This window comes from Bradyrhizobium sp. Leo114, assembly GCF_055229415.2.
Window position 1 is genome coordinate 100453 of the sequence record NZ_JBUYEN020000001.1, and the last position, 25151, is coordinate 125603.

At 62.5% G+C, this 25151-nt stretch carries 24 protein-coding genes; 9 read left to right on the forward strand and 15 right to left on the reverse strand.

What is annotated here, in order from left to right:
• From ACZIRK_RS00490 to ACZIRK_RS00510, 5 genes are all read right to left on the reverse strand, one after another.
• Positions 1-1281 (reverse strand): ABC transporter substrate-binding protein, encoded by a 1281-nt coding sequence (locus ACZIRK_RS00490; protein ID WP_130222423.1) that lies wholly within the window; start codon positions 1279-1281, stop codon positions 1-3.
• A gap of 364 nt (positions 1282-1645) precedes the next feature.
• Entirely contained in the window at positions 1646-2935 is a 1290-nt protein-coding gene (locus tag ACZIRK_RS00495) for a CaiB/BaiF CoA transferase family protein (RefSeq protein ID WP_130222421.1), read from the reverse strand.
• Between the two features lie 35 nt (positions 2936-2970).
• A complete protein-coding gene (locus tag ACZIRK_RS00500; RefSeq protein WP_463326726.1) occupies positions 2971-3786 on the reverse strand; it encodes a PDR/VanB family oxidoreductase in 816 nt (271 codons plus the stop codon).
• Between the two features lie 201 nt (positions 3787-3987).
• Entirely contained in the window at positions 3988-5307 is a 1320-nt protein-coding gene (locus ACZIRK_RS00505; RefSeq protein WP_463326727.1) for a Rieske 2Fe-2S domain-containing protein, read from the reverse strand.
• Between the two features lie 39 nt (positions 5308-5346).
• Positions 5347-5664: a hypothetical protein gene (locus ACZIRK_RS00510; protein ID WP_463326728.1), complete on the reverse strand. Its 318-nt coding sequence runs from the start codon at positions 5662-5664 to the stop codon at positions 5347-5349.
• A 232-nt stretch (positions 5665-5896) separates the two neighbouring features.
• Between ACZIRK_RS00510 and ACZIRK_RS00515 the strand changes: the two genes are divergently transcribed.
• Positions 5897-6379, forward strand: a complete 483-nt coding sequence (locus ACZIRK_RS00515) for a MarR family winged helix-turn-helix transcriptional regulator (RefSeq protein ID WP_245474471.1) — start codon at positions 5897-5899, stop codon at positions 6377-6379.
• Between the two features lie 31 nt (positions 6380-6410).
• Here the strand turns inward: ACZIRK_RS00515 and ACZIRK_RS00520 are convergent, their stop codons facing one another.
• Genes ACZIRK_RS00520 through ACZIRK_RS00535 form a run of 4 tightly spaced genes read right to left on the reverse strand, consistent with a single transcriptional unit; the run spans position 6411 to position 11588 of the window.
• Entirely contained in the window at positions 6411-7598 is a 1188-nt protein-coding gene (locus tag ACZIRK_RS00520) for a CaiB/BaiF CoA transferase family protein (RefSeq protein ID WP_463326729.1), read from the reverse strand.
• Positions 7599-7608: 10 nt separating this feature from the next.
• Positions 7609-9810: an acyl-CoA dehydrogenase gene (locus ACZIRK_RS00525; protein WP_463326730.1), complete on the reverse strand. Its 2202-nt coding sequence runs from the start codon at positions 9808-9810 to the stop codon at positions 7609-7611.
• A 46-nt stretch (positions 9811-9856) separates the two neighbouring features.
• A complete protein-coding gene (locus ACZIRK_RS00530) occupies positions 9857-10666 on the reverse strand; it encodes an enoyl-CoA hydratase/isomerase family protein (protein ID WP_130222409.1) in 810 nt (269 codons plus the stop codon).
• 55 nt (positions 10667-10721) lie between these two features.
• Positions 10722-11588, reverse strand: a complete 867-nt coding sequence (locus ACZIRK_RS00535; RefSeq protein WP_130222407.1) for a FadR/GntR family transcriptional regulator — start codon at positions 11586-11588, stop codon at positions 10722-10724.
• 80 nt (positions 11589-11668) lie between these two features.
• On the opposite strand from ACZIRK_RS00535, the gene ACZIRK_RS00540 reads away from it, so the two are divergent.
• Positions 11669-12808, forward strand: coding sequence for an acyl-CoA dehydrogenase family protein (locus tag ACZIRK_RS00540; RefSeq protein ID WP_130222405.1), 1140 nt, complete (start codon positions 11669-11671; stop codon positions 12806-12808).
• 39 nt (positions 12809-12847) lie between these two features.
• Positions 12848-14062 carry an ABC transporter substrate-binding protein gene (locus ACZIRK_RS00545; RefSeq protein ID WP_463326731.1) on the forward strand — a complete coding sequence of 405 codons (1215 nt, stop codon included), beginning with the start codon at positions 12848-12850 and terminating at the stop codon, positions 14060-14062.
• Positions 14063-14169: 107 nt separating this feature from the next.
• Here ACZIRK_RS00545 and ACZIRK_RS00550 read toward each other — a convergent pair whose 3' ends face one another.
• The 6 genes from ACZIRK_RS00550 to ACZIRK_RS00575 form a co-directional block, all read right to left on the reverse strand.
• Positions 14170-15402, reverse strand: coding sequence for an ABC transporter substrate-binding protein (locus ACZIRK_RS00550; protein WP_130222401.1), 1233 nt, complete (start codon positions 15400-15402; stop codon positions 14170-14172).
• A gap of 81 nt (positions 15403-15483) precedes the next feature.
• A complete protein-coding gene (locus ACZIRK_RS00555) occupies positions 15484-16263 on the reverse strand; it encodes a 2-keto-4-pentenoate hydratase (RefSeq protein WP_130222399.1) in 780 nt (259 codons plus the stop codon).
• Positions 16260-17069 carry an alpha/beta fold hydrolase gene (locus ACZIRK_RS00560; protein WP_207230891.1) on the reverse strand — a complete coding sequence of 270 codons (810 nt, stop codon included), beginning with the start codon at positions 17067-17069 and terminating at the stop codon, positions 16260-16262. The genes ACZIRK_RS00555 and ACZIRK_RS00560 overlap by 4 nt, the downstream gene beginning before the upstream one ends.
• A gap of 31 nt (positions 17070-17100) precedes the next feature.
• Positions 17101-18606: an AMP-binding protein gene (locus tag ACZIRK_RS00565; protein WP_245474468.1), complete on the reverse strand. Its 1506-nt coding sequence runs from the start codon at positions 18604-18606 to the stop codon at positions 17101-17103.
• Entirely contained in the window at positions 18603-19136 is a 534-nt protein-coding gene (locus tag ACZIRK_RS00570) for a hypothetical protein (RefSeq protein ID WP_474417410.1), read from the reverse strand. The genes ACZIRK_RS00565 and ACZIRK_RS00570 overlap by 4 nt, the downstream gene beginning before the upstream one ends.
• Entirely contained in the window at positions 19090-20121 is a 1032-nt protein-coding gene (locus tag ACZIRK_RS00575) for an amidohydrolase family protein (protein ID WP_245474482.1), read from the reverse strand. The genes ACZIRK_RS00570 and ACZIRK_RS00575 overlap by 47 nt, the downstream gene beginning before the upstream one ends.
• 172 nt (positions 20122-20293) lie before the next feature.
• Between ACZIRK_RS00575 and ACZIRK_RS00580 the strand changes: the two genes are divergently transcribed.
• Genes ACZIRK_RS00580 through ACZIRK_RS00605 form a run of 6 tightly spaced genes read left to right on the forward strand, consistent with a single transcriptional unit; the run spans position 20294 to position 25151 of the window.
• Positions 20294-21505 carry an NAD(P)/FAD-dependent oxidoreductase gene (locus ACZIRK_RS00580; RefSeq protein ID WP_165435010.1) on the forward strand — a complete coding sequence of 404 codons (1212 nt, stop codon included), beginning with the start codon at positions 20294-20296 and terminating at the stop codon, positions 21503-21505.
• Between the two features lie 23 nt (positions 21506-21528).
• Positions 21529-22824, forward strand: coding sequence for an aromatic ring-hydroxylating oxygenase subunit alpha (locus tag ACZIRK_RS00585; protein ID WP_463326732.1), 1296 nt, complete (start codon positions 21529-21531; stop codon positions 22822-22824).
• A gap of 11 nt (positions 22825-22835) precedes the next feature.
• Positions 22836-23321, forward strand: coding sequence for an aromatic-ring-hydroxylating dioxygenase subunit beta (locus ACZIRK_RS00590; protein WP_130222385.1), 486 nt, complete (start codon positions 22836-22838; stop codon positions 23319-23321).
• A gap of 12 nt (positions 23322-23333) precedes the next feature.
• Complete coding sequence (locus tag ACZIRK_RS00595) at positions 23334-24095, forward strand: SDR family NAD(P)-dependent oxidoreductase (RefSeq protein WP_130222383.1); 762 nt, start codon at positions 23334-23336, stop codon at positions 24093-24095.
• Positions 24092-24415 carry a non-heme iron oxygenase ferredoxin subunit gene (locus ACZIRK_RS00600; protein ID WP_207230889.1) on the forward strand — a complete coding sequence of 108 codons (324 nt, stop codon included), beginning with the start codon at positions 24092-24094 and terminating at the stop codon, positions 24413-24415. Before ACZIRK_RS00595 ends, ACZIRK_RS00600 begins: the two co-directional genes overlap by 4 nt.
• Positions 24402-25151, forward strand: a complete 750-nt coding sequence (locus ACZIRK_RS00605) for a TetR/AcrR family transcriptional regulator (RefSeq protein ID WP_456643485.1) — start codon at positions 24402-24404, stop codon at positions 25149-25151. The genes ACZIRK_RS00600 and ACZIRK_RS00605 overlap by 14 nt, the downstream gene beginning before the upstream one ends.

Consider the following 25151-nt stretch of genomic DNA (forward strand, 5'->3'; position numbering starts at 1 on the left):
TCATTGCGACTTGGCTGGGGGTTCGTAGAGCGGCGTCTTGCCCTCGTAATTGAGGACAGGGCCGACCGGCACGAACTTCACGCCGTCGAACTGGGAGATCTGCACGGACTCGATCGGGTAGCCGTCTTCGGCACCATTGGTGTTCAGCGTGATGCCATCGAGCATCAGCGGCTCCTTCTGGTTCTTCATGCTGCGAGCTGCCTTCATGAAGGCCTCGCGGGTCGGCTGCTCCATCCGCTCGAACAGGCCCTTGGTCGCGTGGCAGGCGTACCAGCCGGCCGCCGCATTCTGGTCGGCGGGATTGAGCGAGCCGCCATATTGCTTGAGCTTGGCGACGTAGAGCTTCATGTCTTCGTCGTTGGCGTAGACCGGGTTGGTCTGATCCTTCATCCACTGGCCGCTATAGACGCCCTTGGCGGTCTCGACGCCGGCCGGCTCGAACACGCCACCGATGCTCGATCCGACACCCCAGATGATGTGCACCGGTTTCCAGTTGATTGCCGCCATCTGCTTGAGAGCCTGCACGACGAATTTTGGCGTGGTCGCATCGACGAACAGATCGGCGCCCGAAGCGGCAAGTCGGCTGATCTTCGCGTTGATCGTCGGTTCGCTATAGGTGTGTTCTTCGCGAGCGACGATGTTGAGACCAAGCTCCTTGGCCGACTTCAGGAACGCATCAGCAAAGAATGGACCGCCGCTGTCATCGTTGAGCAGCGCGATCTTGGCGTCCGGGAATTTCTGCTTGATGAACGCCGCATAGATCGCGGCTTCGGTGTTATAGGCGAGCCACGCGGCCATGGTCCAAGGGTTCTTTTCGACCTCGGACTTTGCGCCGAACATCGGGCCACCCGTTGCGATGAACATCTGCGGCACATGCTCGGCGTTATAGTACGGCCGCGATCCGAGATTGGCGCCGGTGCCGACATTGCCGACGACCGCGAACACCTTGGACTGGCTCACCAGCCGACGCGCATTCTGCACCGCACGCGCGGGCTCCATCGCATCATCCAAGATATCAAGCCGGACCTTGCGCGTCTTGCCGTCGCCGAACTTGACGCCGCCCTGCTCAGCATTGAGGTAATTGAAGCACGCTTCGGTGCCGCGGGCGATCGCGCCGTAACCCGCATTCGGGCCGGACAACGCGGCCGAAATGCCTATCACAATTTCAGTATCGGTAATGCCGTTCTCTGCGTGCGCCGGTGTGACGATGGTGGCTGTCCCCACCCCCAACGCTAACGACAACAGACAACCCCACGCATCGCGTGGCCGCGCGTGCGACATCGTCTTCCTCCCTGATCTTTTTTGGATGCTGCGCACCCTTGGCGCGAATTAAGACACGAAGTATTTTTTTGATCAAGCTATATATATTTATAAAGCGCCTAAGGATATTGCGCTGCGACGTGCCCCTCCGCGCGACAGCGCTGCCCACTGCAACAGCTATTCATTCTTGGTTGGAGCTGTCGTCGTTGTACAAGCAAAGCCGTCGATGTCGCGCGGATCGCGCCCGGCATCACTGCAGGCGGCGAGGATCGCCTTCAGCGCGAGCTTAAATTCCGCGTCCGGCGAGGCGCCGTGCCGATAATACTCGGTCTCACCGATCCCGACGACGGCAACGCGGCCCCGAGCGTACGATCGCTCCGCCCGCTCATGCCTGCTTGTCTGCCGATGCCGGCTGGCGCCGAGCGCCGAGAGCGCCCTCTTCCGCAAGGCGTGCCAGTCGCGCGTCGTCGTAGCCGAGCACCTCGCGCAGAACTTCCTCCGTGTGCTGGCCCACGGCCGGCGCAACGACGGGATCCACGACCGGGGTTTCAGAATATCGGATCGGCAGGCTCACATTCGGCACCCATCCGACCGTGGGATGCGGGATGCGTGTCACGATCGCACGCTCCCGCGCTTCCGGAGAACGAATGGCCTCGCCGACGCTGCGCACCTGCCCGCAGGGCACGCCCGCCGCCCGCATCCGCGATTGCCAATACGACCATGGCTGCTGCGCGAAAGCTTCACCAAGAATCGCGAACAATTCGTCGCGCCGGCGAATGCGTTCGGGGCCGGTCGCGTAGATTTGGGCCGTGGCCATGTCGGCGCGGCCGATCACTTGCGCCATCAGCCGCTGAAAGATCTTGTCGTTGCCGCAGTTGATATAGAAGGAGCGGTCCTGCGCCTGGAACACGCCCGACGGGCACGTATCGGGAGACGTGTTGCCATGCCGCTGTGTATCAGCGCCGCTGAACAGATGTTGCAGCGTGGCGTAACCCGTCATCAGCACCGCGGTGTCGAACAGGGACACCTCGATGGCTTGTCCGACACCGCTGCGCTGGCGCGCGACCACCGCGCCGAGGATCGCATTGGAGGCCATCATCGCCGTTGAGATATCCATGACCGGCGACAATGCGCGCACGCCTTCGCGATCGGCATAGCCGTTCATGGACACGAACCCGCTCTCGACCTGCGCGATCGGATCGAACCCGAGCCGATCGGCAAAGGCGCCGTCCCGGCCATAGGCTGACACCGAACAATAGATGACGTCACGTTTGATTCTGCGGCAATTGTCGTAGTCGAGGCCCAGTCGCTTCATCACGCCGGTCGAGAAATTCTCGACGACGACGTCCGCCGTGGCAATCAGTTCACGCACGACCTTGAGGCCTTCCGGCGACTTCAGGTCGACCGCGACGCTGCGCTTGTTGCGGTTGGTCCAGAGAAACGGAGCGCCGTGTCTGAGATCGGGATGCAAGGGCGGATAACGGCGAAGATCGTCGCCCTTCTCCGGCGCCTCGATCTTGACGACCTCCGCCCCCATGTCGGCGAGGATCATCGTGGCGAGGGGGCCGGCGATGAAGTGCGAGAAATCGATCACCCGAATTCCATCCAGCGCTTTTGGCGCATCGGAAGGGCGCGGCGCATGTTCCGGAAATTCCGCTTCGAGCTGATCCAGCATTCTTCCTCCCGTCGGTTTGTTGTTTAGATCTCCAATCACAGATCCAGCACGAGCGTCGCTGATTTCGAACCTGAGCAGCAGATCATCATTGTTTTGTTGGCCGCTCGTTCCTCCGCGCTGAGAAACTGATCGCGGTGATCGGGAATTCCCTCAATCACCCGGGTCTCGCAGGTGCCGCAGACACCTTCGGCACAGGCGTAGTTCGCTGTCATTCCTGCATCCAGGAGCGCGTTCAGGATCGTCTTGCCTGGTTCAACCGTTATCGTTCGGCCACTGCGCGCAAGCCTCACTTCAAACCCACCTTCGGTGGCCGGCTTTTCCCTTGCCTTGAAATATTCCACGTGCACGTGAGCGGCGGGCCGAGCAGTGGTCGCCGCTTCGAATGCCCCGAGCATCGACAGCGGGCCGCAGCAATACAGATGCGCTTCCGCAGGGGCGCCTTCGACGATCGCCGCAAGGTCGAGCTTGCGGCCGAGTGGCGCGTGGTCGAACGTCACGTGCAGGTTCTCTTGAACGTCCGGTCGAAGCGCATGCAGCTCGTCGAGGAACGCCGCGGCGAACCGAGTCCTGGCTGCGTAAAACAGCTCCCAGGAGCGACCCAGCATCTCGAGGCGGCGGATCATCGAAAGCAGCGGCGTGATTCCGATTCCGCCCGCGATCAGCACCGAATGCGCCGCATCCTCCTGAAGGACAAAGTTGTTCCTGGGATGCGAAATCGTCATGATATCTCCGACCCGCACCGTGTCATGGATGAGCCTGGAGCCACCCCGACCTTCAGCATCCCTGTTGATCGCGACCACATAGCGCTTCCGTTCGCTCTGGTCATTGACGAGCGAATAGCTGCGGATCATTCCGTTCAGCAGATGCAGATCGATGTGACAGCCGGCCGTGAAAGGAGCGAGATCGCCGCCTCCCGGAGCGACCAATTCGTATGAATTGATGCTCTCGGCCTCGTAGCCGATCCGTTTGACGCGGACCCGCATGGTGCTCTCAGCCATGAGCCCCGGCGCCTCCGCTTGCACGATGATTGCGCTTAATACGAGCGAACGAGCTCACAGCTTGTACCCGAAATCGGCGCCGAGCTGCGCGCGCATGAAGCGGGCGCCGACGTCGACCCACGAGTCTTCCGGCGGCAGTTGCAGCGACACGGCGCGGACCATGAACACGTCGGGGTCGGTCACGCCCTTTGGCTTGGTGCCATGATCGCGATAAGTGCCGAGCGCTTCGAGCAGGAAGCGCCGCGTCATCGCAATGCCGGTGTCGCTGGAGCAGAGGTTCTCCTTGGTACGGTCGTAGATCGGCGAAACACCGCTTTGACAAGCGCCGTCTTGCACCCACAGTCCGGGCAACCCCGAGAACCAGGTGGTCTGCTGCGCCTCATAGTCGAACTGGAAGCCGTTCTGCGGATTGTATTTGGTCCAGTATCCGGCGTAGGGAACGGTCACGGGGTGCTGGACGAGTGCATGCCTGCTGGCGTGCCCGCTCTCCCGACCGTTGTGCCCCTCTGCGAATATCTGACGGGTCTTCTGCGCCAATGGCTGCGAGGGATGATACGAGAACATGATGCACAGCGTATTCTCGTCATCGATCGGCACCCAGGCGTGCCCGCTCAAATCGGGGAACGGCGACAGTGGCGGGACGAGCGTATAGAACGGCAGGAGGAACTGGTTGACGCGCCAGTACAGTGTGTTCTCGTCGTAGTTCCGCCGGGCGGCGATGCTCATCCCGAAATCCTGCTTGATGCATTCAAACGTCGGACGGAGGTCGCGCTTCTGAATCCACGCGCTCGTGGTGCCCTGGGAGTCGAGCCGGCCGTGCAGCAGCGGCGCGTGGGCGGAATCGATCTCGCCTTCGACCGCCTGCAGCCAGTTGCACTCCTGGACGCGCACGGAGACATGCACCTGGTCCGCCGGCACCAGATTCCACTCCACGTTCGGAAGCGGCGGAGGGCTCGCAGCATCCGGCCCCATGTAGGTCCAAAGCATCCCGTTGCGCTCCTGGCAGGGATAGGCCTTGATCCGGACCCGCTCTTTCAGGCGGCTGCGAACCGGCTCGGCCGGCATGTCCGTCGCCGCGCCTGTCACATCGAACTTCCAGCCATGATAGACGCATCGCAATCCGCAATCTTCGTTGCGGCCGAAGATCAGCGGTGCGCTGCGATGCGGACATGCATGATCGACCAATCCGACGCGGCCATCGGTGTCGCGGAAGGCGACCAGATCTTCGCCCAACAACCGGATGCGCTTCGGCTGTCCGTCGTTGACGAGATCGGCTGACGGCAGAAAGGGAATCCAATACAGCCGGAACAGTTCGCCAAGTGGCGTGCCCTTCCCGACCCGGACCAGTCTTTCATTGTCTTCGTGCGATAGCATGACCTTCCTCCGCTCAATTCAACAATTCGTCGCGAGGCCTCATTTGGCCGCGCGCTCGAGGAGAGCAGCGATGCGTGGTGACAAGCCCAGATCGCGGGCGGTCCAGAGCGGATCGGATGCGGCAAGCGGCTTTCGGGGAATGGGAGGCTCACTGCCCGCCTCCACCAGGCTCACGATCTGTTCGATCCGTCGTCGTTCGAGCTCTCTGAGCGTGTCTTCGACGACAAACCCTTCTGCGATGCAGCCGGGCAGTTCCGGATAAGCGAGCCGCAGAAGCCACTTGCCTGGCTCGGTTTCGACGGCTTCAGCCTCAAGGAGATACGGGATCGACAAAAACTGGCGCAGATCCAAAACCATTCTCCCTGGACGAACCTTGATCCATTCGCGTCCGTATTTGTTACGTGTACGTACTATATCGACGCTTGTGTTGCAAGGCCGACGCGGCGTCCAACTCGCGTTCAGATCCGGCTCGCTCTCGGCACCCGGCCCGAGGGTTGAGGACGGAACACCAAGCTGCTAACGGCTATGGTGACTTGGTGTCAGATGGACTACAGCGCGGGTCGACAACGGCATGTCAGCCGACAAGACAATGAAGACGGATTCAGTTGCGGAGCTCGCCCGAAACTGGCGGCTGGAAGGTGGCATCGGCTTTCTTCTTCGGCTGCTCGAAGCCCGCTACGACGTCCTCTATCAGAAAGTGACGCGCCAGAGTGACATCACCCCCCGGCAGTTCGGCGTGCTCATGGCGCTGTATCAACGCGGCCCGCTCACGCCATCGGTCCTCGCGGAGCACATCAGTTGCGACCGGAATACGCTGAGCGAGATGCTCAAGCGGATGACGGCGCGAAAGCTGATCTCGAAAAAGAGCAATGCGGAAGACCGGCGCTCCGTGCAGGTTCAGATCACCGCCAAGGGAGAGGCTGCCCTCTTCAGCGTTGTCCCGTCCGCTGCTGAACTGCAGGACCTGATGCTGGCGCCGCTGCGCAAGGAAGATCGCGCGCATTTTCTGAAATGCATGCTGGCGATCGCAAAGGCGGCGCCATCGGGCTCTTCCGGATCATCCGAGGATTGAATTCTTCTGCAGCATTGCTGGCGCGGGCGAACTATTTTCCGAACGCTCCTGCTTCCGCCAGGCTGGCGATTTCCGCGGATGACAAGCCCAGCGCCCGTGACAGCACCTCGTCGCGGTGCGCGCCGACCGCCGACACCTCGCGCCGCATGGAGCAGTCCGCTCCCGACATCTTCCAGGGTGGATTGACGCCGAAAAACTCGCCTGCGCCGTCAGCAATCGTCGCGAACGCGCCGCGCTGCGAAAGATGCGGATCCGTCAGCGCCGCGCCGGGATCGCGATATTCGGCACAGGGAACGCCGGCGCGATCGAGCGCCGCGATACATTCTCGCACCGTGTGGCGCTCGGTCCACGTCCCGATTTGCCGCATCATTGCGCCCCAGTTTGCGCCGCGCGCCGGCACAGTGTTGAAGCGGGCATCCTCGGCCAAGGCGCGGTCCCCCGTCACCTCGCAAAGGGCGGCGAAATTGCGCGACGTCACCGGCGCGATCAGGATATCGCCATCGCTGGCGCGCACGGGACCATAGGTCGGCCGCGGCGCATGCACCGGAAACTGCGCCTCCTGGAGTTCGTAGACGAGCAGGTTCAGCATGCAATCCATCAGCGCGACGTCGATCCGCTGCCCCACTCCGGTGCGCGATCGCTGCACGAGTGCGGTCTGGATCGCCGAATAGCCGAAGATGCCTCCGAGCAGATCGGCGACGAACACGGCGCCCGCTGCGGGACGATCGCGATCGCCCGCATACCGCATCAGCGCACGGTCGAACCCGCTTTCTGCGTGAACGATCATGGCATAGGCCGCACGTTCCGCCGCCGGACCGGACTGGCCATAGCCGGAGATCGAACAATAGATCAGGCGCGGATTGATCCCGCGCAGCGCCTCATAGCCGAGTCCCAGCCGGTCCATGACACCGGGACGAAAATTCTCCACGACGATATCGGTCTGCTCTACCAGCCTGTGAACGAGGCCGATCGCTTCGCTGTTCTTTAGGTCGAGTGCCAGGCTCCGCTTTCCGGCATTGAGCTGGCCGAAATAAGCGCTGTGGCCGTCGCGGAGCGGGGCACGCAGCCGCATGTCGTCACCCTCCGGCGGCTCGATCTTGATGACCTCCGCACCGACGTCCGAGAGCAGCCGCGCACAATAGGGACCAGCCAGCATGATCGAGAAATCGAGCACCCTGACGCCTTCCAGGGGTGCGGTGGCGGTGTTGAGCTCCGGCATGCGGCCACTCCTATCTCGGCAACCCAAGCGCCCGTTGCGCGATCAGGCTGCGCTGAATTTCGTTGGTTCCAATGCTGATCACCCACATCAGCGAATGACGCAGGTTCTGTTCGAACCGTCCATTGTCGATTGCATCAGGCATCCCTTCGGAAAGCGCGGCGCGCTGGCCTAGAATGTCGAGGGCGGTTTCGCCGAAGCGCTCCATCAGCTCGCTGGAGAACACTTTGCTGATCGCGCCATATTCCGGCGGGGTGACGCCATCAGCCGCCAGTTCCGCGCAATGCATCATCAACTGACGGCCGACCTCGATTTCAGACGCGAGTACGGCCATTCTGTCGCGGACGATCGGGTCATCGGCAAGCACCGGCCGGTCGCTACCGGTCGCCATGATATGCCGGCGCAATTGTTCGAAAGCGTGGGCGACCTTAAGGGCGATCCCGCCGCCGACCAGGCCGCGCTCGAAGGCGAGCGCGCCGGTCAATACCTTCCAGCCGCCATCGACCTCGCCAACGAGGTTGCCCAAGGGAATGCGGACGTTGTCGTAGAAGATATTGGCAAAGGAGCCGTCATACATCGTCGTCGCCGGCTGGATGGAGATGCCCGGCGTGTTCATCGGCACGATGAACATGCTGATGCCGGCATGCGGCGGCTTGGCGTCCCTGTCGGTGCGCGCGGCCAGGAACATGTATTTGCCCCACCACGTCGTCGTCCAGATCTTCTGGCCGTTGATGATCCACTGATCGCCATCGCGCTCGGCGCTGGTGCGCAGCGCGGCGAGATCGGAGCCTGCCTGGGGTTCACTGTAGCCCATGCCGTGCATGGCCTCGCCGCGGAGAATCTCCGGCAGATATTTTTGCTGCTGCTCCGGCGTGCCGAACATCATCAGCGCGTTGGCCTGGATCGCGGCGCCAATGCGCGGCGCTTCGCTCCGCTCCATCGTTTCGATGAAGGCGATCTGCTCCAGCGGCGAGCGCCCCTGCCCGCCGAATTTGCTCGGCCATCCCAACCCGATCCAGCCCGTCTTCCCAATCTCGAGCGCGAACTCGGTATCGAACTCACGCTTGGCAAACGGCTGCGCGTCGAAGGCGGCCTTGCGCTCGCCCGACCAATTCTCCTCCAACCATTGCCGGATCTCCTCGCGCAGCGCATTGCCGGCCGGGCCAAGATCGTATTGCGGCAGTTCCGCACCGCCATCATCCAGCAGGAAGGAGGCTATGCCGAGCCTTGCATGCGCTGCGCCGCCGAGCGCGATCGTGTCGAGATGAACCCGCTTGAAGTGCAGCGGCGCCTCGTGCTCCTCGGCATAGCCGATGGCGCCGAACGTATGCTGGGTCTCGAGCGAAACACGCCGCAGCGCCTCGGCGGAAAAGGAGGCGGCGCAATCGGCGAAATACGGCCAATGACGATCGCCACGATCATGCAGTTCCCCTGCATGGTCGAGGATCAGGCGTACGCCTTCGAGCAGGATCAAGCAATTGGCCAGCTTGTGCTGGATCGCCTGGAACTTTCCGATCGGCTGCCCGAATTGCCGGCGTTCCCTGGCATAGTCGACCGCCAGTTCGAACCCGCGCCGCGAGGCGCCGTGCGCCCGCGCCATCAGCGCCAGCTTGGCCTTGCGCAATAGGTCATGGACGGCAAGGAATTCGACTTCGATGATTTCAGCCGGCGCAGCGTTCAGCCGAACCTGGTGAAGGCCCCAGGCGCCCACCGCGCGGGTTGGTTCAACGCCGACAGCCGGGCCATCCATCGCAACAAGCGCAAGCGCCGATGAACTGATCGGCACAAGCAGATGCGTACAGCTTCCCGCCGCCTCGACAAACCGCAGCAGTCCGCTTGCCCTCATGTTCGTGACCTCGATGGCTCCAGCCGCGCGCTCCGGATCAAATGCCCCAAACGAGATCGCGATGCGCGCGCTGCCCGCATGCAGGCGCCCTAGCAAATCGACCGAAGCCTCGGACCTTGCTCCCGCGAGCGCGAAATTGGCGAGAGCTGCCGACCACATCGGCGCCGGGCATGCGGCGCGGCCCAGCTCCGCCATCACCACCAGGACCTCGCGCAGCCCTCCCATGTCGGGATCGCTGCCAAGCGACGCAACGCCCTGACCCACGAGCTTGCTCCAGACGGCGGCGATCTCCTCCGGGCACGGGCCGTGCTTCATGGCGTCGGCGCACCAATGCTGGCCGAGAAATCCGCGCAGGGAATCCCGGAGCATCTCCCTCGTGTCTTCAGTCGCGAGCTCGGTCGCGCGCATGACTGGGCTAAGCCTGGCCGAATTTCGGCTTGCGCTTCTCCTTGAAGGACGCGGTCGCCTCCTTGTGGTCGGCCGTCTCGAACGTCACCTGCTCCAAGGCCATAGAGGCTTCGAGCAGCATGTTGACGCGATCCTTGACAATTTGGTTGATCGACAGCTTGGTCCAACGAATGGCCCAGGTGGGGCCGTTCGCAAGCTCCACGGCGATATCGCGGGCCCTGGCCAGCACCTCCGCGCGCGGCGCCACATGGTTGACCAGCCCGATCCGCTCGGCCTCCTTGCCGCTTAGGAGCGTGCCGCGGATCAGGAATTCCTTGGCCTTGTTGATCCCAACGAGCAGCGGCCAGATCACGGTGCCTCCGTCGCCCGCGACCAGGCCGACCCGCGAGACATGCGTGTCGCCGATCCGCGCGTCTTCGGCCATCACCGTTATGTCGCACAGCAACGCGTGGGTCGCCGCAAGGCCGATCGCATCGCCGTTGATGGCGGCGATGATCGGCTTGTCGAGCTCGAGCTGGCGGGTGACCCCGCGCCGGCTGATCATGGGATCATGGACCTCGCCCTCCTCGAGGACGTCGCCGCCCGGCCGTTCCGACATCGCCTTCACGTCGCCACCGACGCTGAAGAAATCGCCGGCACCGGTCAGCACCACGACATTGACGGCGTGATCATCGGCGAGGTCATCCCAGATCGTCCGCAGTTCGCGGATCAGCTTCTGATTGATCGCGTTGCGCGCCTGCGGGCGGTTCAAGGTCACGGTCGCCACCTTGTCCGCAACCTCGATCTTCAGGCACTCGTAATTGGCGTATCTGGACACATTTTCCTCCGTTTATATTCTTGTTCAGGCGAGGCTGGTCGTCACATGCCGCCGCTCAACGGCGGAAACCGGGCTGGACCTCCGCCAAGGCAACATGAAGTGACATGGCGCCGGGATCCTGCTCCAGCATCCGCTGCACAGATTCGAGATGCGTGCGCATCAGGCGCGTGGCGGACGAGACATTGCGCTCGCGCAGCGCGGCCAGAAACTGCCGGCGTTTCTCGGCGAGCCGGGCCATCGCGACGCCGCTCGATGCCACCTTGGCATAGACGAAGCGCATGTGGATCTCCGTGACCGAATCCATGATCATGGCGATCACCTTGTTTCCAGTCGCCGCGGCCAGCAGCTTGTAGAACTCCCGCGAGCACTCGACCCGGTCGAGCAGCCGGCCTTCGCGCGTGGCAAGTTCGGTGCGCGCGACATTCGCCTCAAGCGCGTCGAGATCGGCCGCCCGCACATTCGCACACGCCAGCCGTACGACGAGATCAAGTACATGGACACGCGCTTCCGACAATTCGCGCACTGAAATCGTGCCAAGGCTCAGCATGTCTCGCATGACGTCGTTCATGCGACTGGTATCGCCCTCGCGGATGAAGGCCCCTCCCTTGACGCCCTTCTGCAGCCGCAGCACGCCCGCCATCTCGAGGCTTCGCAGCGCCTCGCGCAGGACATTGCGGCTGACGCCGAGTTGCTGGGCCAGGTCGCGTTCGGCCGGAAGCTTGTCCCCGGGCTTCAGCACGCCAAGCGCCAATTGCTCACGAATACGCTCACATATTTCCTCGAATGCGCGGCGGGTATGGATCGGCCGGAATTGCGGTGCAGCCGGTGCCCCGGCTGCACGGTGATCGGGGGCCCGTTCCCGCCGGTTGAGCGAGGCCAACCGCGGCCGGGTGGAGCTACGAGGGCTTGACTTGGTGTTCATCGGATGAATTATTAAATGGATCACCCATTCAATGGAAGTCCCTTTTTTGGGCTCCTTACAAAAAACCAGGCGGAAACCCCATGAGCTTCACCGAGGAGCAGACCGCGTTTCGCGACAACATCCGAAGAATGGTCGCCCGGCATGTGGCGCCGATCGCCGCCGAGATCGACGAGACTGATCGTTTCCCACTCGAGATCGTGAAGCTGTTCGGCGAGATGGGGCTGATGCAGCTTTGGGTGCCGGAACAATATGGCGGCCCGAACGGCAATCTGACGATGGCCTGCATCGCGCGCGAGGAGATCTCGAAGGTCTCGCCCGCCTGCGCCTCGATCGCAGCCCTCAACACCATGTTCATCATGCCGCTGCTTCACTTCGGCTCAGAGGAACAGCGCAAGAAATACCTGCCGATCATCGCCAAGGGCGGCGTCGTGACGGCGATCGCGATCTCCGAGCCACAGGCCGGCTCGGACGTCTCAGCGCTCAACACCCGCGCCAGGAAAGATGGCGACTGCTACGTCCTCAACGGCCGCAAGCAATGGTGCAGCTATGGCGTCGTCGCCGACTATATTGTGGTGATGGCGCGGACGAGCGACAGTGCCGGTGCGGACGGTATCAGCGTCTTCATCGTCGAACCGAAGCAGATGCCGGGCATCTCGTTCGGGCGACACGAACGAAAGCTGGGCTTTCACGGCGCTCCGAATACGCCGATCTTCTTCGACAATGCGCGAGTTCCGGCCGAGAACCTCGTCGGCGAGGAAGGCAAAGGCTTTCGCGCATCAATGCGCGCGCTCGATCTCAACCGGCCGACCATCGGCGCCCAATCGGTGGGATTGGCGCAGGGCGCGCTCGACGCCTGCATCGCCTATGCGAAGGAACGCAAGCAGTTCAAGCGATCGATCTCGGAATTCCAGGGCGTGCAGTTCATGCTTGCGGACATGGCCATGCAGATCGAGGCCGCGCGCGCACTCGTCTACGAATGCGCGCGGGCCGGCGATGAAGGCGACTGGAAGCGATTGAACCTGCTCGCCAGCATGGCGAAATGCATCGGCAGCGACACGGCCATGAAGGTCACCACCGATGCCGTCCAGATCTTCGGCGGCTACGGCTACACCATGGATTATCCGGTCGAACGCATGATGCGCGACGCCAAGCTGACCCAGATCTTTGAAGGCACCAACCAGATCCAGCGCGTGGTGATCGCCCGCGAGTTGCTGCGATAACAACAATGAACAATCAAATACAACATGGAGGAAACGATCTTGACCTGGACCATCCACCGGATTTGGCCCGCCGTCGCCATATCCGCGCTTCTCGCCGCATCACCTGCTTACGCACAACACGCCTATAGCCCGGGAGCCAGCGACACCGAGATCAAGCTTGGCCAATCGACCCCGCTCAGCGGTCCCGCCTCCGCCTTCGGTGCCGGCGCAGGACGGGCCGTCGTCGGCTATTTCGAAATGCTGAACGCACAAGGCGGGATCAACGGACGCAAGATCAGCTTCACGCAACTGGACAACGCCTACAGTGCGCCCAAGGCGGTCGAGCAGTCGCGCAAGCTCATCGAGGACGTCGGCGTGCTCGCTGAGGTCGGCACCATCGGAACGGCGCCGAATGTCGCGATTCAGAAATATCTGAACTCCAAACAGGTGCCGCAGCTTTTCATCACCGCCGGCGGACGCCGCTTCAACGATCCCAAGGCTTTTCCGTGGACCGTGCCGCTCTACCCTGATTTCGAGACGGAAGGCCGCGTTGTCGCCAAGTATATCGCGAAGGCAAAACCCGACGCCAAGATCGGCGTCTTGTACCAGAACGACGATTACGGAAAGGACTACCTCAAAGGCTTGCGGGCCGGGCTTGGCGAAAAGGCGGCGCAGATCGCCACGGCGGTTTCGTACGAACTCGCCGATCCGACGATCGATTCGCAAATCGTTCAGTTGAAAGCCGCCGGCATCGACACGCTGATTGAACAATCGTCCTCGAAGGCGGCCGCGCAATCGATCCGGAAGGTCTACGAGCTCAAGTGGCGCCCGCTCCACGTAATCGGCGGCTCGACGGCATCCGTGGAGACCATCCTGAAGCCGGCGGGCCTCGAGGCATCGAAAGGTCTGGTCACGACACAGTTCCTCAAACAACCCGGCGACCCGGCATGGGTCGATGACGAAGAGGTGAAGGCCTACAAGAGCTTCCTGAAGAAATATGCGCCATCAGCCAATCCGGACGACTATTCCGTCCTGGTCGCCTACATGAACGTCCACGCCGTGACGCTCGCCCTGAAGAAATGCGGCGATCAGTTGACGCGGGACAACCTCATTCGCCAGGCGACATCGCTCCATGGCGAACGGCTGCCGATGATGCTACCGGGTATCTCGATCAGCATGCATCCCGACGACTACACGCCGTTCAAGACGCTTCGGATCGCGATTTTCGACGGAGAGAGCTGGACACTGGCAGGCGATCCGCTGTCCGCCGAGTGATCCATCCGGGCGTTCGCAGCGTTGCTCGCGAATGCAGTTTCTCCATCAGAAAAGGCGAGCGCGGCATTTGCCGCCCTCGCCCAGCGGTCCCGGAGATTCGCGAGAGCTCAGGACGCAATCGCACCGAGATCGATCATGTCGCCGACGGGAATCCAGTTCCCACCATCGAAGCGGGAAATCTGCAGATTGTGGATGGCGCGATAGTCGGTTGGAGAATTTTCGACCTTGATGCCGTCGAGGAAAAGCGGCGGCAGTTCGCCCTTGAGCGACGTCGCCTGCTTCAAGAGGTTTTCCCGCGTCAGATCGTTGCCGCAACGCTTCAGAACCTGCTCGATCATGTAGGCGTTGTTGTAGCCCGGCGTCGCCGTATTGTCGTCAATGCCGACCGAGGGCATGTATTTCTTCATGAAGTCGACATAGGCCTTCACCCTTGGCTTGTCCCGGTGTCTTGGATCGGTCACGACGATCTCCCACCATGCCGAGATCAATTCCTTCGCATTGTCCAGGCCGGCCGGCGCAAGCGTGCCTCCGATCGAGCTGCAATTCGAATTGACGACGTGCAGCGGCTTCCAGCCCATTGCCGCCACCTTCCGGATGCCTTGCGCGGCAAATTTGGAGTAGGTGAGCTGGACGAACACATCGGCACCGGTCGCCCTGCAATCGGCGACCTGATTGTCGATGGTGGGCTCGGTGATCTCGTGACTGACCTCCTTGACGATGGCGCTCGCCTTGCCCCCCAGCCCCTTTTTCAGGCCGCGAAGGAAGTCCTTGCCGAGATCGTCGTTGACATATTGGACGGCGATCTTGGCGTCCGGCTTTTCATTCAGGATGAATGTGGCCAAGGCCGCACCTTGCGCGACATAGATTGGATAGAACGGAACGATCCAGGGAAACTCCTTCGGATCATTGAAGCGTTCGGCACCTGATGTCAGGAACAGGCTCGGCACCTTCTTCGCGTTGAGATATTTTTGCACGGCGGCATTGGTTGCCGTTCCCAGGAAACCGGCGATCGCAAAGACTTCCTCCGACTCCACCAGCTTTCGCGTCTGCTCGACGGCTTTCGGCGGCGAAAAGGCATTATCCAGCGAAACCAGGTTGATCTTCCGGCCGTTGATGCCACCATTATCGTTGACCATCTGGAAATAAGCGGTCTGCGCCTGTCCGTAGACGCCATAGCCGGACGCCGGCCCGCTATAGGGTGCCGTGGTCCCGAGCTTGATTTCGGTGTCGGTTACTCCAGGTCCGTAATTGTTTGCAGCGCGTGCGCGCGACGCTCGACCGAACGTGAGTGCCGCTGCGCCGAGGCCGGCGATGGTTGTTCGCCGCGAGATCAATGTCATGTCGGCTCCTCCCTTTCATTTTTGCTATAATTGAATGCTGCAACGGGCCCGCTGCTCTGCGGCAGCGAAGGGCCCCGTGAGCTACACGAACGAAACACTCACTGGAGCGAACCCCGAAATCCTGGCTTCGTAGAATTCGCCCGCGGAGACCGGCGACACCGGTCCCAGCGCGCCGGTCAGCACGGCATCGCCAGACCGCAGCGGTTGGCCGGCTTTGGCCATAGCGCGGGCAAGCCAGAGCGCGGCGCGCAGGGGATGGCCGAGACAGGCGGCGCCGCAACCGACGGAGACGATGGCGCCGTTGCGCGTCATCGTCATGCCGCAGGCCTCCAGATCGACATCGGTCAGGCGGCGCGGCGAGGCGCCGAGCACGTAGCGTGCGCTTGAGCCGTTATCGGCCACCGTATCCAGGATCGTGATCTTCCAATCGCTGATACGGCTGTCGACCACCTCGAGCGCGGGGACGACATAGGCCGTCGACCGCATCAATTCGCCGAGAGTGGTGCCACCGTCCGCAAGATCCCGCTCCAGGACCAGCGCTATCTCCGCCTCGACACGCGGCTGGATCAGTCGCGCGACCTCGATTCGCTCGCCGGTCGGGATCTCCATATCGGCAAACAGCGCGCCGTAGTCGGGCTGATCGACCCCAAGCTGCTGCTGCACTGCTTTCGATGTGAGCCCGATCTTGCGGCCCACGAGCCGGCGGCCGCCGGCAATCCCGCGCCGCGTGACTTCGGCCTGAATCGCATAGGCCACCTCCACTCGCCCCTCGCCGATATCGCTTGCGATCGGCGCGATCGGGCGGCATGCCGCCTCGGCTTCCTGCAGACGTGTCGCAATATTCTCAATAATATTGCTCATGGCCGGTCCAGGAAGTCAGCGACCAGCGCATTGAATTCGTCGGCCTTCTCCCACTGCGCCCAGTGCCCGCACTTGGGAAAGACGTGAAGCTGTGCGTTCGGCATGGTCTTGAGCAGGATGAAGCTTGAATCGAGCGGCACGACCCGATCCTCGCGTCCCCAGATCAGAAGCGTGCGATGCTTCAGCGCGGCGAGATTCTCACGCCAGATATCGAGCGGCGGCCGCTTGAAGATGTCGATGACATCGGGGCGGGTGGCGGCTTTGAGCCGCTCGGCCAGCAGTTCTTCGGTGATCGAGGACTGATCGAACACCAGAAGATCGATCACGCCCTTCAGCTTCTGCAACGTCGGCCCCTCGCCGGCATGGAACATCGCCATCCGCCGCAGGCCTTCGGTCGGCATCGGCGAGAAGATCGCCTGGCTTCCGCCGGTCCCCATCAGCACCAGCCGGTTGACTCGTTCAGGCGCGCGCAAGGCGACCATCAGCGACGTCGCGCCTCCGAGGGAATTGCCGACGAAGCTCGCCTTCTTGACGTCGATCGCGTCCATGAAGGCGCGGGTGAAGTCACCCATCGCTTCGAAGATCGGGCCGTCCTTCAGCTTCCCCTCGGTCTCGCCAAATCCGGGAAGGTCGAACACGATGACGCGACGGCGCGCCGCAAGAGCCTCGACGTTCTTGCGATAATTGCTCAGGCCGGAAGCCCCCGGCCCTCCGCCATGGATGAGGATAGTGGGCTCCCCTTGCCCGACGTCGTAGTAGTGCGTGCGCGTACCCGCAACATCGACATGCTTACCCTTCAGTTCCACTATTGATCTCCGACTTCGATGATGAATTCTGTTAGCCTCGCGCGTTCGCCTGCAGATAGGCGTCGCGCAGTTTCCGCTTGAAGATTTTTCCGCTCGCCTCGCGCGGCAGCGCGTCATGAAACACGAACCGCTTCGGGATCTTGAATCGGGCGATATGCCCTTCCAGGAATGTCGCGATGGCTTCGGCCGCAAGCCGAATCCCGCCCTCGGCTTCGATGGCGGCGATCAGGCTTTCTCCGAACTCCTCGTCGGGTGCGCCGAACACTGCGCAGTCCCGTACGCCCGGACAGTTCACCAGGACATTTTCGATCTCCGCGGGATAGATGTTGACGCCGCCGGAGATGACCATGTCGCGCTTGCGGTCGCAGATGAAGATATAGCCGTCAGCATCCACGTAGCCGACATCGCCGCAGGTCACGAGCCCGCCCCGATCGATCTGTTCGCGCTGCTCCGGCCTGCCGTGATAGGTGAAATCGGCATAGGCCTCCGTGCGCAGGTAGATTTCACCGATCTGTCCTGTGCCGAGCTCGCGACCCTCGTCGTCGTAAATACGTAAGGTCGTGCCCGCCATCGCCCTGCCGACGGTACCCGGATGGGCAAGCCATTCATGCGAGTTGCAGCCGACGGCCGGTCCGGTTTCGGTGGCGCCATAGGTTTCGTGGATCACCGGCCCCCACCAGTCGATCATGTGCCGTTTGACATCAGGCGGGCACGCGGCGCCGGTGTGGGTCGCCCAGCGAATGGACGAAACGTCGTACTGCGATCGGACCGCGTCGCTGAGCCGAAGCAGGCGTACGAACATCGTCGGCACCATCGTGAGATGGGTGATGCGATGTTCCTCGATCGTCTTCAGCAATTCTTCGGGATCGAAATTTTGCTGCAAGACCACGAGATCGGCATGCTGAAACGCCTGCCTGGCAAACGCACCGGGTGAGGCATGATAGAGCGGGCCGCACACGAATGCGCGCATGCCTTGCTCGATGCCGTAGATCTGTCGCAGCAAGGCGGCGTTCTTGCTCACCTGCTCGGCGTTCATCGGCGCGCGACGCACGCCTTTCGGTCGGCCGGTGGTGCCGGAGGTGTAGATCATGGTCCCGCGCGGGGCGCGCGCCGGTTCCGGCCATTCGGCAAAACCGTCACGATGCGGAGCCCAGGCGCGGGCGCACGAAGGAGCGTCCGACGAGGCCATGGCACCGGACGGCGCAAAAAACGTCGGAAGGTCGGCCGGAATTGCGGCCGCAACACCCTGCAGCAGGCCAGCATGGCCGATCAGCGCATGCGGCGCGCAATCGGCGAGGATGTAACGGATTTCGTCCGCGGTGCTGTGCCAGTTGAGCGGTACGACATAGGCCCCGAGCAGAGAGGCTGCCTGCATCACTTCGAAATAGATCGGATCGTTCCGGATCAGGAGTGCGATCGCATCGCCTTCGTTGACGCCGGCTGCCGCAAGCGCTGATGCAGCGCGCCTGCCCTGTGCGAGCAGCGCGTCGCACGAAACGCTGTGCGTTCCGATGACGATCGACCTGTCCCGCTTCACTCCAGGCATATCATCGCCTCGGCGCGAACAGAGGGCAGATAGACGTGGTCGAGCGCCTCGAAGTCCGCTTCCGACAAAGTGATCGACGTCGTGAATGTCAGTGGATCCATGTGGCCATTGAGCACATCGGGATAGTTCCAGCGCGTCGTCGCCACCGTGCGGTTGCCGGCCTTCAGCTCCACGGTGAGCGGTGCCGCCGCGCTCGAGCCGTGCCCGCTCTGATAGCCGTCGCCGATGCAGTAGATCTCCAGGGCGAATTCGTTGCGGCCCCGACGCTGAACGGCGATCTCCATGTCGAGCAGGCCGAACGCGACGTCATCGGGCTCATCCTCGCTGTAGAAATACACATACGAGATACGCCCGTAGCGGCTGACGCCGAGCGCAGCGTCGGACGGGACCTGCGCATCGCTGCGACCGGGTGTCCGCGGCGGAACGGGACCCAGCAGGCACATCTGCGGCAGCGACCGGCAGGCAATCATGACGCTAGGCCTGCTGTGACGCGACGGGGTGACGATCGCTAGTTGCTGCATGCTGGGTTTCCAGATCCAAGGCGCGGCCAAGAAAAGCGAAGGCGTTGTCGGCGAGAACGCCCGGGCAGTCCGGCAGCGCTGCTTGGACAAATGCGCCGGGATGCTTTTGGCGAATGGTGAACGGATAGTCGGAGCCGACCACGATGCGGCTCGATCCCACGACCGAAGACATGAACTGAAGCGCGGGGCCATCGTAGAGAATCGAGTCGTAGAAGAAGCGGCGCGCGATTTCCCTTGGCGATCTCGTCATCCGTTTCTGCATTTCGCCGCCGAGCGACCAGCCGCAGTCGAGCCGCGGCAGGATCCAGGGGAGCGCGCCCCCGCCATGGCTGAGCAGGATGCGCAGCCTGGGAAATTTCTCGAGCACGCCGGCCGCAAGCATCGACACTGCGGCAAGCGCGGTCTCGACTGGAAATGCTGCCGTCGCCGCGAATTCGGGTCCCGCCCCGATCCGCTCAACCCCGGCCGGATGCAACGGATGAACGAAGATGCAGAGGTCGAGCGCCTCAGCGGCTTCATAGAGCGGATGGAGCGCTTTGCTGCCGAGCGCGACGCCATCGATATGACTTCCGATTTCGATGCCGGCGAGACCAAGCGCCTTGATGCGCTGCAATTGCGCCAGCGCGCGCGGCACATCCTGAACACAGGCCATGCCGATTCCGGCGAACCGGCGCGGAGCCTCGCCAATCATCGCGGCGATGTGCTCGTTGATGATCTCGGCGAGGTGCTCGGCGTCATCAGGCGGCAACCAATGCGACAGCAGCTCCGGCATCGGGGACAGCACCTGCATTGCGGTGCCGTCCTCCTCCATGTCCGCCAGCCTGCGTCTGACGTCCCACGAGCGCGAGTCGATTTTGCGGAACACCTTTCCGCCAATCATCACCGCGGCCTTGTCGCCGGAAAGCTCGACGCTCGGCCACAGCGGGTCGCGCGCCTTGTCAGCCGGGAGTCGTGCAGGCACGACATGCGTATGGGCATCCACCACTGGCAATGGCGCCCTCCTTTCCTTCCCTGATCCCTGCGCTGCAGCGAAGCGCTTTTCGAGTTGCGCAGGATAATTCACTTTACAAACAGGAATGATTGTTTTTATCCTGCTTGTCAAGCGGCCGCGAGAAGCGCTGCGAGCGGCATAGAACCGCTCAAGGGGAGTGAACGCATTGGATCTATCCCGGACACGCATCGTCATCGTGGGCGCAGGCCAGGCCGGCGCGCGCGCAGCCGAGGCGTTGCGGGCCGCCGGGCATCGCGGGCCGATCACTTTGCTCGGCGAAGAAGAGCATCCGCCCTACGAGCGACCGCAACTTTCGAAGGCCATGCTGATCAATGTGGAAGAAGAACCGCGCTTCATCCGAAATTCGCAGGATTGGGCAGCGATCGACATCGAGCTGAGCACCTCCACGCCGACTGTTGCGATTGATTTGAATCGTCGTGCGATCGGGCTGTCGGACGGCCGCGAGATTTCATTCGATCGCCTGCTGCTAGCGACCGGCACGCGGCCGCGTCGGTTGCGCGATCTCGACGATTGCGGATTGCGCGTCTGCTATCTGCGCTGCATCGCCGATGCGCGCGAACTCAGACGCAATCTCACGCAGGACGCCAAAGTGGTGCTGGTCGGCGGCGGCGTGATCGGTCTCGAGGTCGCCTCGGCGGCCATCGTCCGCGGCTGCGAGGTCACCGTGCTGGAGAAGGCCGATCGGCTGTTACCACAGGTCGGCTCGCCAGCGCTGAGCGGATATCTGAGGCGGCTGCACAGCGACCGCGGCGTCGCTGTCTGCTGCAACGTGACCATCGTGGGCGCCACGGCCAAAGGGATTCAGTTGTCCGACGGAAGGATCGTTCCGGCCGATCTCGTCGTCGTCGGTGTCGGCGTTGAGCCTGCGGCCGACCTTCCCCGCCAGGCGGGGCTCGCAGTCGATCAAGGCATTCGTGTCGGCCCCTCCGGCATGACCGACATCGAAGGCGTCTATGCAGCCGGCGACGTCGCCGAACAATGGAGCGACTGGCACGGACGCTGGATGCGCGTGGAGAACTGGGCCAACGCGCAGAACCAGGCGATCGCGACGGCCAGGAATATGGTCGGTCAGGATGTCAGCTACGAGGCGCCGCCCTGGTTCTGGTCGGACCAATTCGAGTCGAACATCCAGGTGATCGGCCACCCCGGCGGCGCCGACGAGATCGTGCGCGGGGATGTCGAGCGCGGACGCTTCACCACCATCAGCCTCCGCGACGGCGAAGTGGTCGGCGCCGTCACCGTGAGCTCACCCAAGGACATGGCGCTGCTACGAAGGCTTGCCGCTTCCCGGAAGCGGGTCAATCCATCCGACATCGCCAATCCCGCTTTCGACTTGAAACAAGCTCTCGCGTCATGAAGAGCGCAGACGGAGGAAACGACATGCAGACCGACAGCCGTCAGCCAGCGATCCTGGTTGATCCCGCCCAGCAGATCTTCAAGGTTGCACGCCGCAACTTTACCGATCCCGAGATATTCAAGGCGGAGAAGGAGCTCGTGTTCGAGCGCTCGTGGCTCTATCTCGGCCATGCATCCGAGCTTCCCCAGCCCGGCGACTTCGTAAGCCGGACCGTGGCCGGTCGCAGCATCCTGTTCACGCGCGACAGCAAGGGAACGCTTCGCGCGCTTCTCAACACCTGCCCTCACCGCGGCGCGCAGGTCTGCCGCGAGCGGAAAGGCAATGCGAAATCGTTTCAGTGCTTCTACCACGGATGGGTGTTCGGAGCCGACGGCAAGCTGCGCAGCCAGCCCGGCGAGGAAGCCTATGCGGAAGGATTCAAAAATCGCGAATCCTCCAACATGCAAGCGGTTCCGCGCTTCGAGACCTACCGCGACTTCTGCTTCGTCTCCTTTGACAGGAACATCGTCCCTCTCGTCGATTACCTCGCCGGCGCGAAGGAATATCTCGATCTCATCTGCGATCAGACCGACGCGGGCCTCTCGATCATTGCCGGCACCCAGGAATACTCGATCCGGGCGAACTGGAAGTTGCTCACGGAGAACAGCATCGATGGTTATCATGCGACCACCACGCATGCGAGCTACTTCGACTATCTGATGAACACGACCGACGGCCTCGCCGGCGGCATGGGCGGCGGCGGATATGGTTATGACCTCGGCAACGGCCACGCCGTTCTCGAATACGGCGCGCCGTGGGCGCGGCCGGTCGCGCAATGGATTCCAGCGTGGGGCGATAGCGGAAAGCAGGAAATCAGCCGCCTCTACGACAATCTGGTGCAGCGCTTCGGCAAGGAACGCGCCGACCGCATTTCCCGCAAGAACCGGAATCTCTTCATCTTCCCGAATCTCGTCGTCAACGACATCATGGCGCTGACCGTCCGCACCTACTTTCCGATGGCCGCTGATTATATGGTCATCAGCGCCTGGGCTCTGGGGCCGAACGACGAGACCTCATGGGCTCGCAAATATCGTCTGAACAACTTTCTCGAATTTCTCGGGCCCGGCGGCTTCGCGACGCCTGACGATGCCGAGGCGCTCGAACATTGCCAGCGCGGCTTCAATAACGCGAAGGAAGCGCAATGGAACGATATCTCCAAGGGAATGGGCAAGGAGCGCCCCGCCCACAATGACGAGCTTCAGATGCGCGCGTTCTGGACCCAGTGGAACGCCATGATGTTTCCGGCGCCGATCTCCAGCATCAAGAACGTCGCAGCCTGAAGGAGATCGTCATGTGCGCAATCGAACGATCAGACGTGGAAGACTTCCTGTTTCACGAAGCAGACCTGCTCGATCAATGGCGACTGCCGGAATGGCTGGAGCTCTTTACCGATGACGCAACCTACGAGGTCCCCTGCACCGATCTGCCGCCGGACGCTTCGGCGGACAACAACCTCTTCTATATCGCCGACGACCGGTTCCGGCTGGGTGAGCGGGTGAAGCGCCTGATGAAACGAACCGCGCACGCCGAATTCCCGCACTCCAAGACCAGCCGCATCGTCGGCAACGTGCGTATCCGTGGGCGAGGCGAAGATTCCGTCGATGTCAGCGCGGTGTTCCAGACCTTCCGCACCAAGGACGGCACGACCGATCTCTATTTCGGCACGAGCAATTACCGCCTGAAGGTCGATGAGAGCAGGATAAGGATTAGCGAGAAACGCTGCCTGCTTGGCGGCGAAGGCCTGCGTCCGCATGGCCGGATTTCCATTGTGCTCTGAGAGGCAGCCCCGATGGAAAAACGATTTGCCGAACAGATTGTGGTGATCACCGGCGCCGCCAGCGGCATCGGCGCGGTGATCGCGCAGCATTTTGCCCGAGGGGGCGCCAGGCTGGTGCTTTCGGACCTCGACGAGAATAGGTTGACCGCTACGGCCGACGGTCTCTCCTCGCTCTGCCGCGAACGGCCGCTGGTCCGAAGCGGCGATCTCTCGAAGGAAGATGTCGCCGGCCGATTGATCGGCGATGCCGTGAAGGCGTTCGGCACCATCGATGTCCTCGTGAATAATGCCGGCGGCGGCATCATCAAGCCGTTCCTGGAGCACACTCCTGAGACACTGCGGACGACCATCGACCGTAATCTCTGGACGATGCTGTGGTGCACGTGGCACGCCGTGCCGATGATGAAGACGAAGCGCTACGGCCGGATCGTCAATATCGGCGCCGACTCCGTCCGCAACGGGCTTTATGATCACGCTGCCTACAACGCGGCAAAGGGCGGCGTTCACGCCATCGCCACAGGGCTCGCGCGCGAATTCGCGACCGACGGGATCACCGTCAATGTCGTTGCACCCTGCATCGTCAATACGCCCCAGGTGCAACGCGCGGCCGCCAAGGCGCCGCAATCAATCCGAAAATTCGTCGACGTGGTGCCGATGGGACGCCCCGGCGAGATGGACGAGATCGCGTCCATGGTCTGCTATCTGGCCTCCAGGGAAGCCGCGTTCGTCACAGGCCAGGTCATCAGCGTGAATGGCGGAAGCACGATGCTATGAATACGATGACCAAAGACGTGCTGATCGGAAGGCTGGACGAGTTCCCGCCGGGAGAAGTCCGCCAGGCAACGCTGCCTGATGGCACCAACATCGCCGTGTACAATGTGGACGGAGCAATCTATGCCACGGCCGATCTGTGTACCCATGGCGAGGCTTCGCTGTCGGAAGAAGGCATTCTGACGGGGAAAATCGTCGAGTGCCCGTGGCACTTCGGCACGTTCGACGTCACTAATGGGCAGCCGACCGGCATGCCCTGCACGGTCGCGCTGAAGACCTTCCGCGTCAAACTGAGCGAAGAGGACGTTTATGTCGAATGCTGACAAGACGAAGCCAGGCGCACACGGAGGCCGGGCGTCCCTGCCCCGCACCGCGGCGCGGCAACGGCTGCAATCACGCCGCAACAGCTCAAGCGAGCCGAAATACGCCCCCAAGCGAACCCAAGCGGAGCGCAGCGAAGCGACGCAGACCCAATTGATCGAGGCCGCGGTGAAGCTGGTGCGCGCGAACGGACTGCGCGGCCTGCGCACCGTCGAGGTGGCCGAGCTCGCGGGCGTCTCGCGCGGCGCCCTGCTGCATCATTTCAAGAGCAAGCACGATCTTCTGGTCGCCGTCATCAGGCACGTCAACGAAGTTTCGCTGGTGGAGAGCGCCCGCCGGGCCCACCTCGCCCAGAACAGCGGAAACGATCCAATCGAAGGGATCATCAAGGACGCGCAGGATTTCTATTTCGGCGACTATTTCTTCATCGAACTCGCGATCGCAATGAGCGCGGACAGCGACTCGCGCATTCTCAAGCGGGAGACGTACAGGAACTCCCGCACCAGCCGGTTTTCGGTCGAGGCCGCCTGGCTCGAAGCGCTGATGTCGTCGGGCGTTCCCAAGCAACTCGCCAGCGATATCCTCTCGCTCACGCTGAGCGTGGTCCGCGGCTATTCGGTTCGAACCCTGATCGAAAAAGATCCTGAGCAGTTCAGTCGCCTGCTGAAGGTGTGGCGCGACATCGTTCGCCAACACCTCCAGACGGCGATGGCGAACGACCAAAAGAACCGTGGTTGA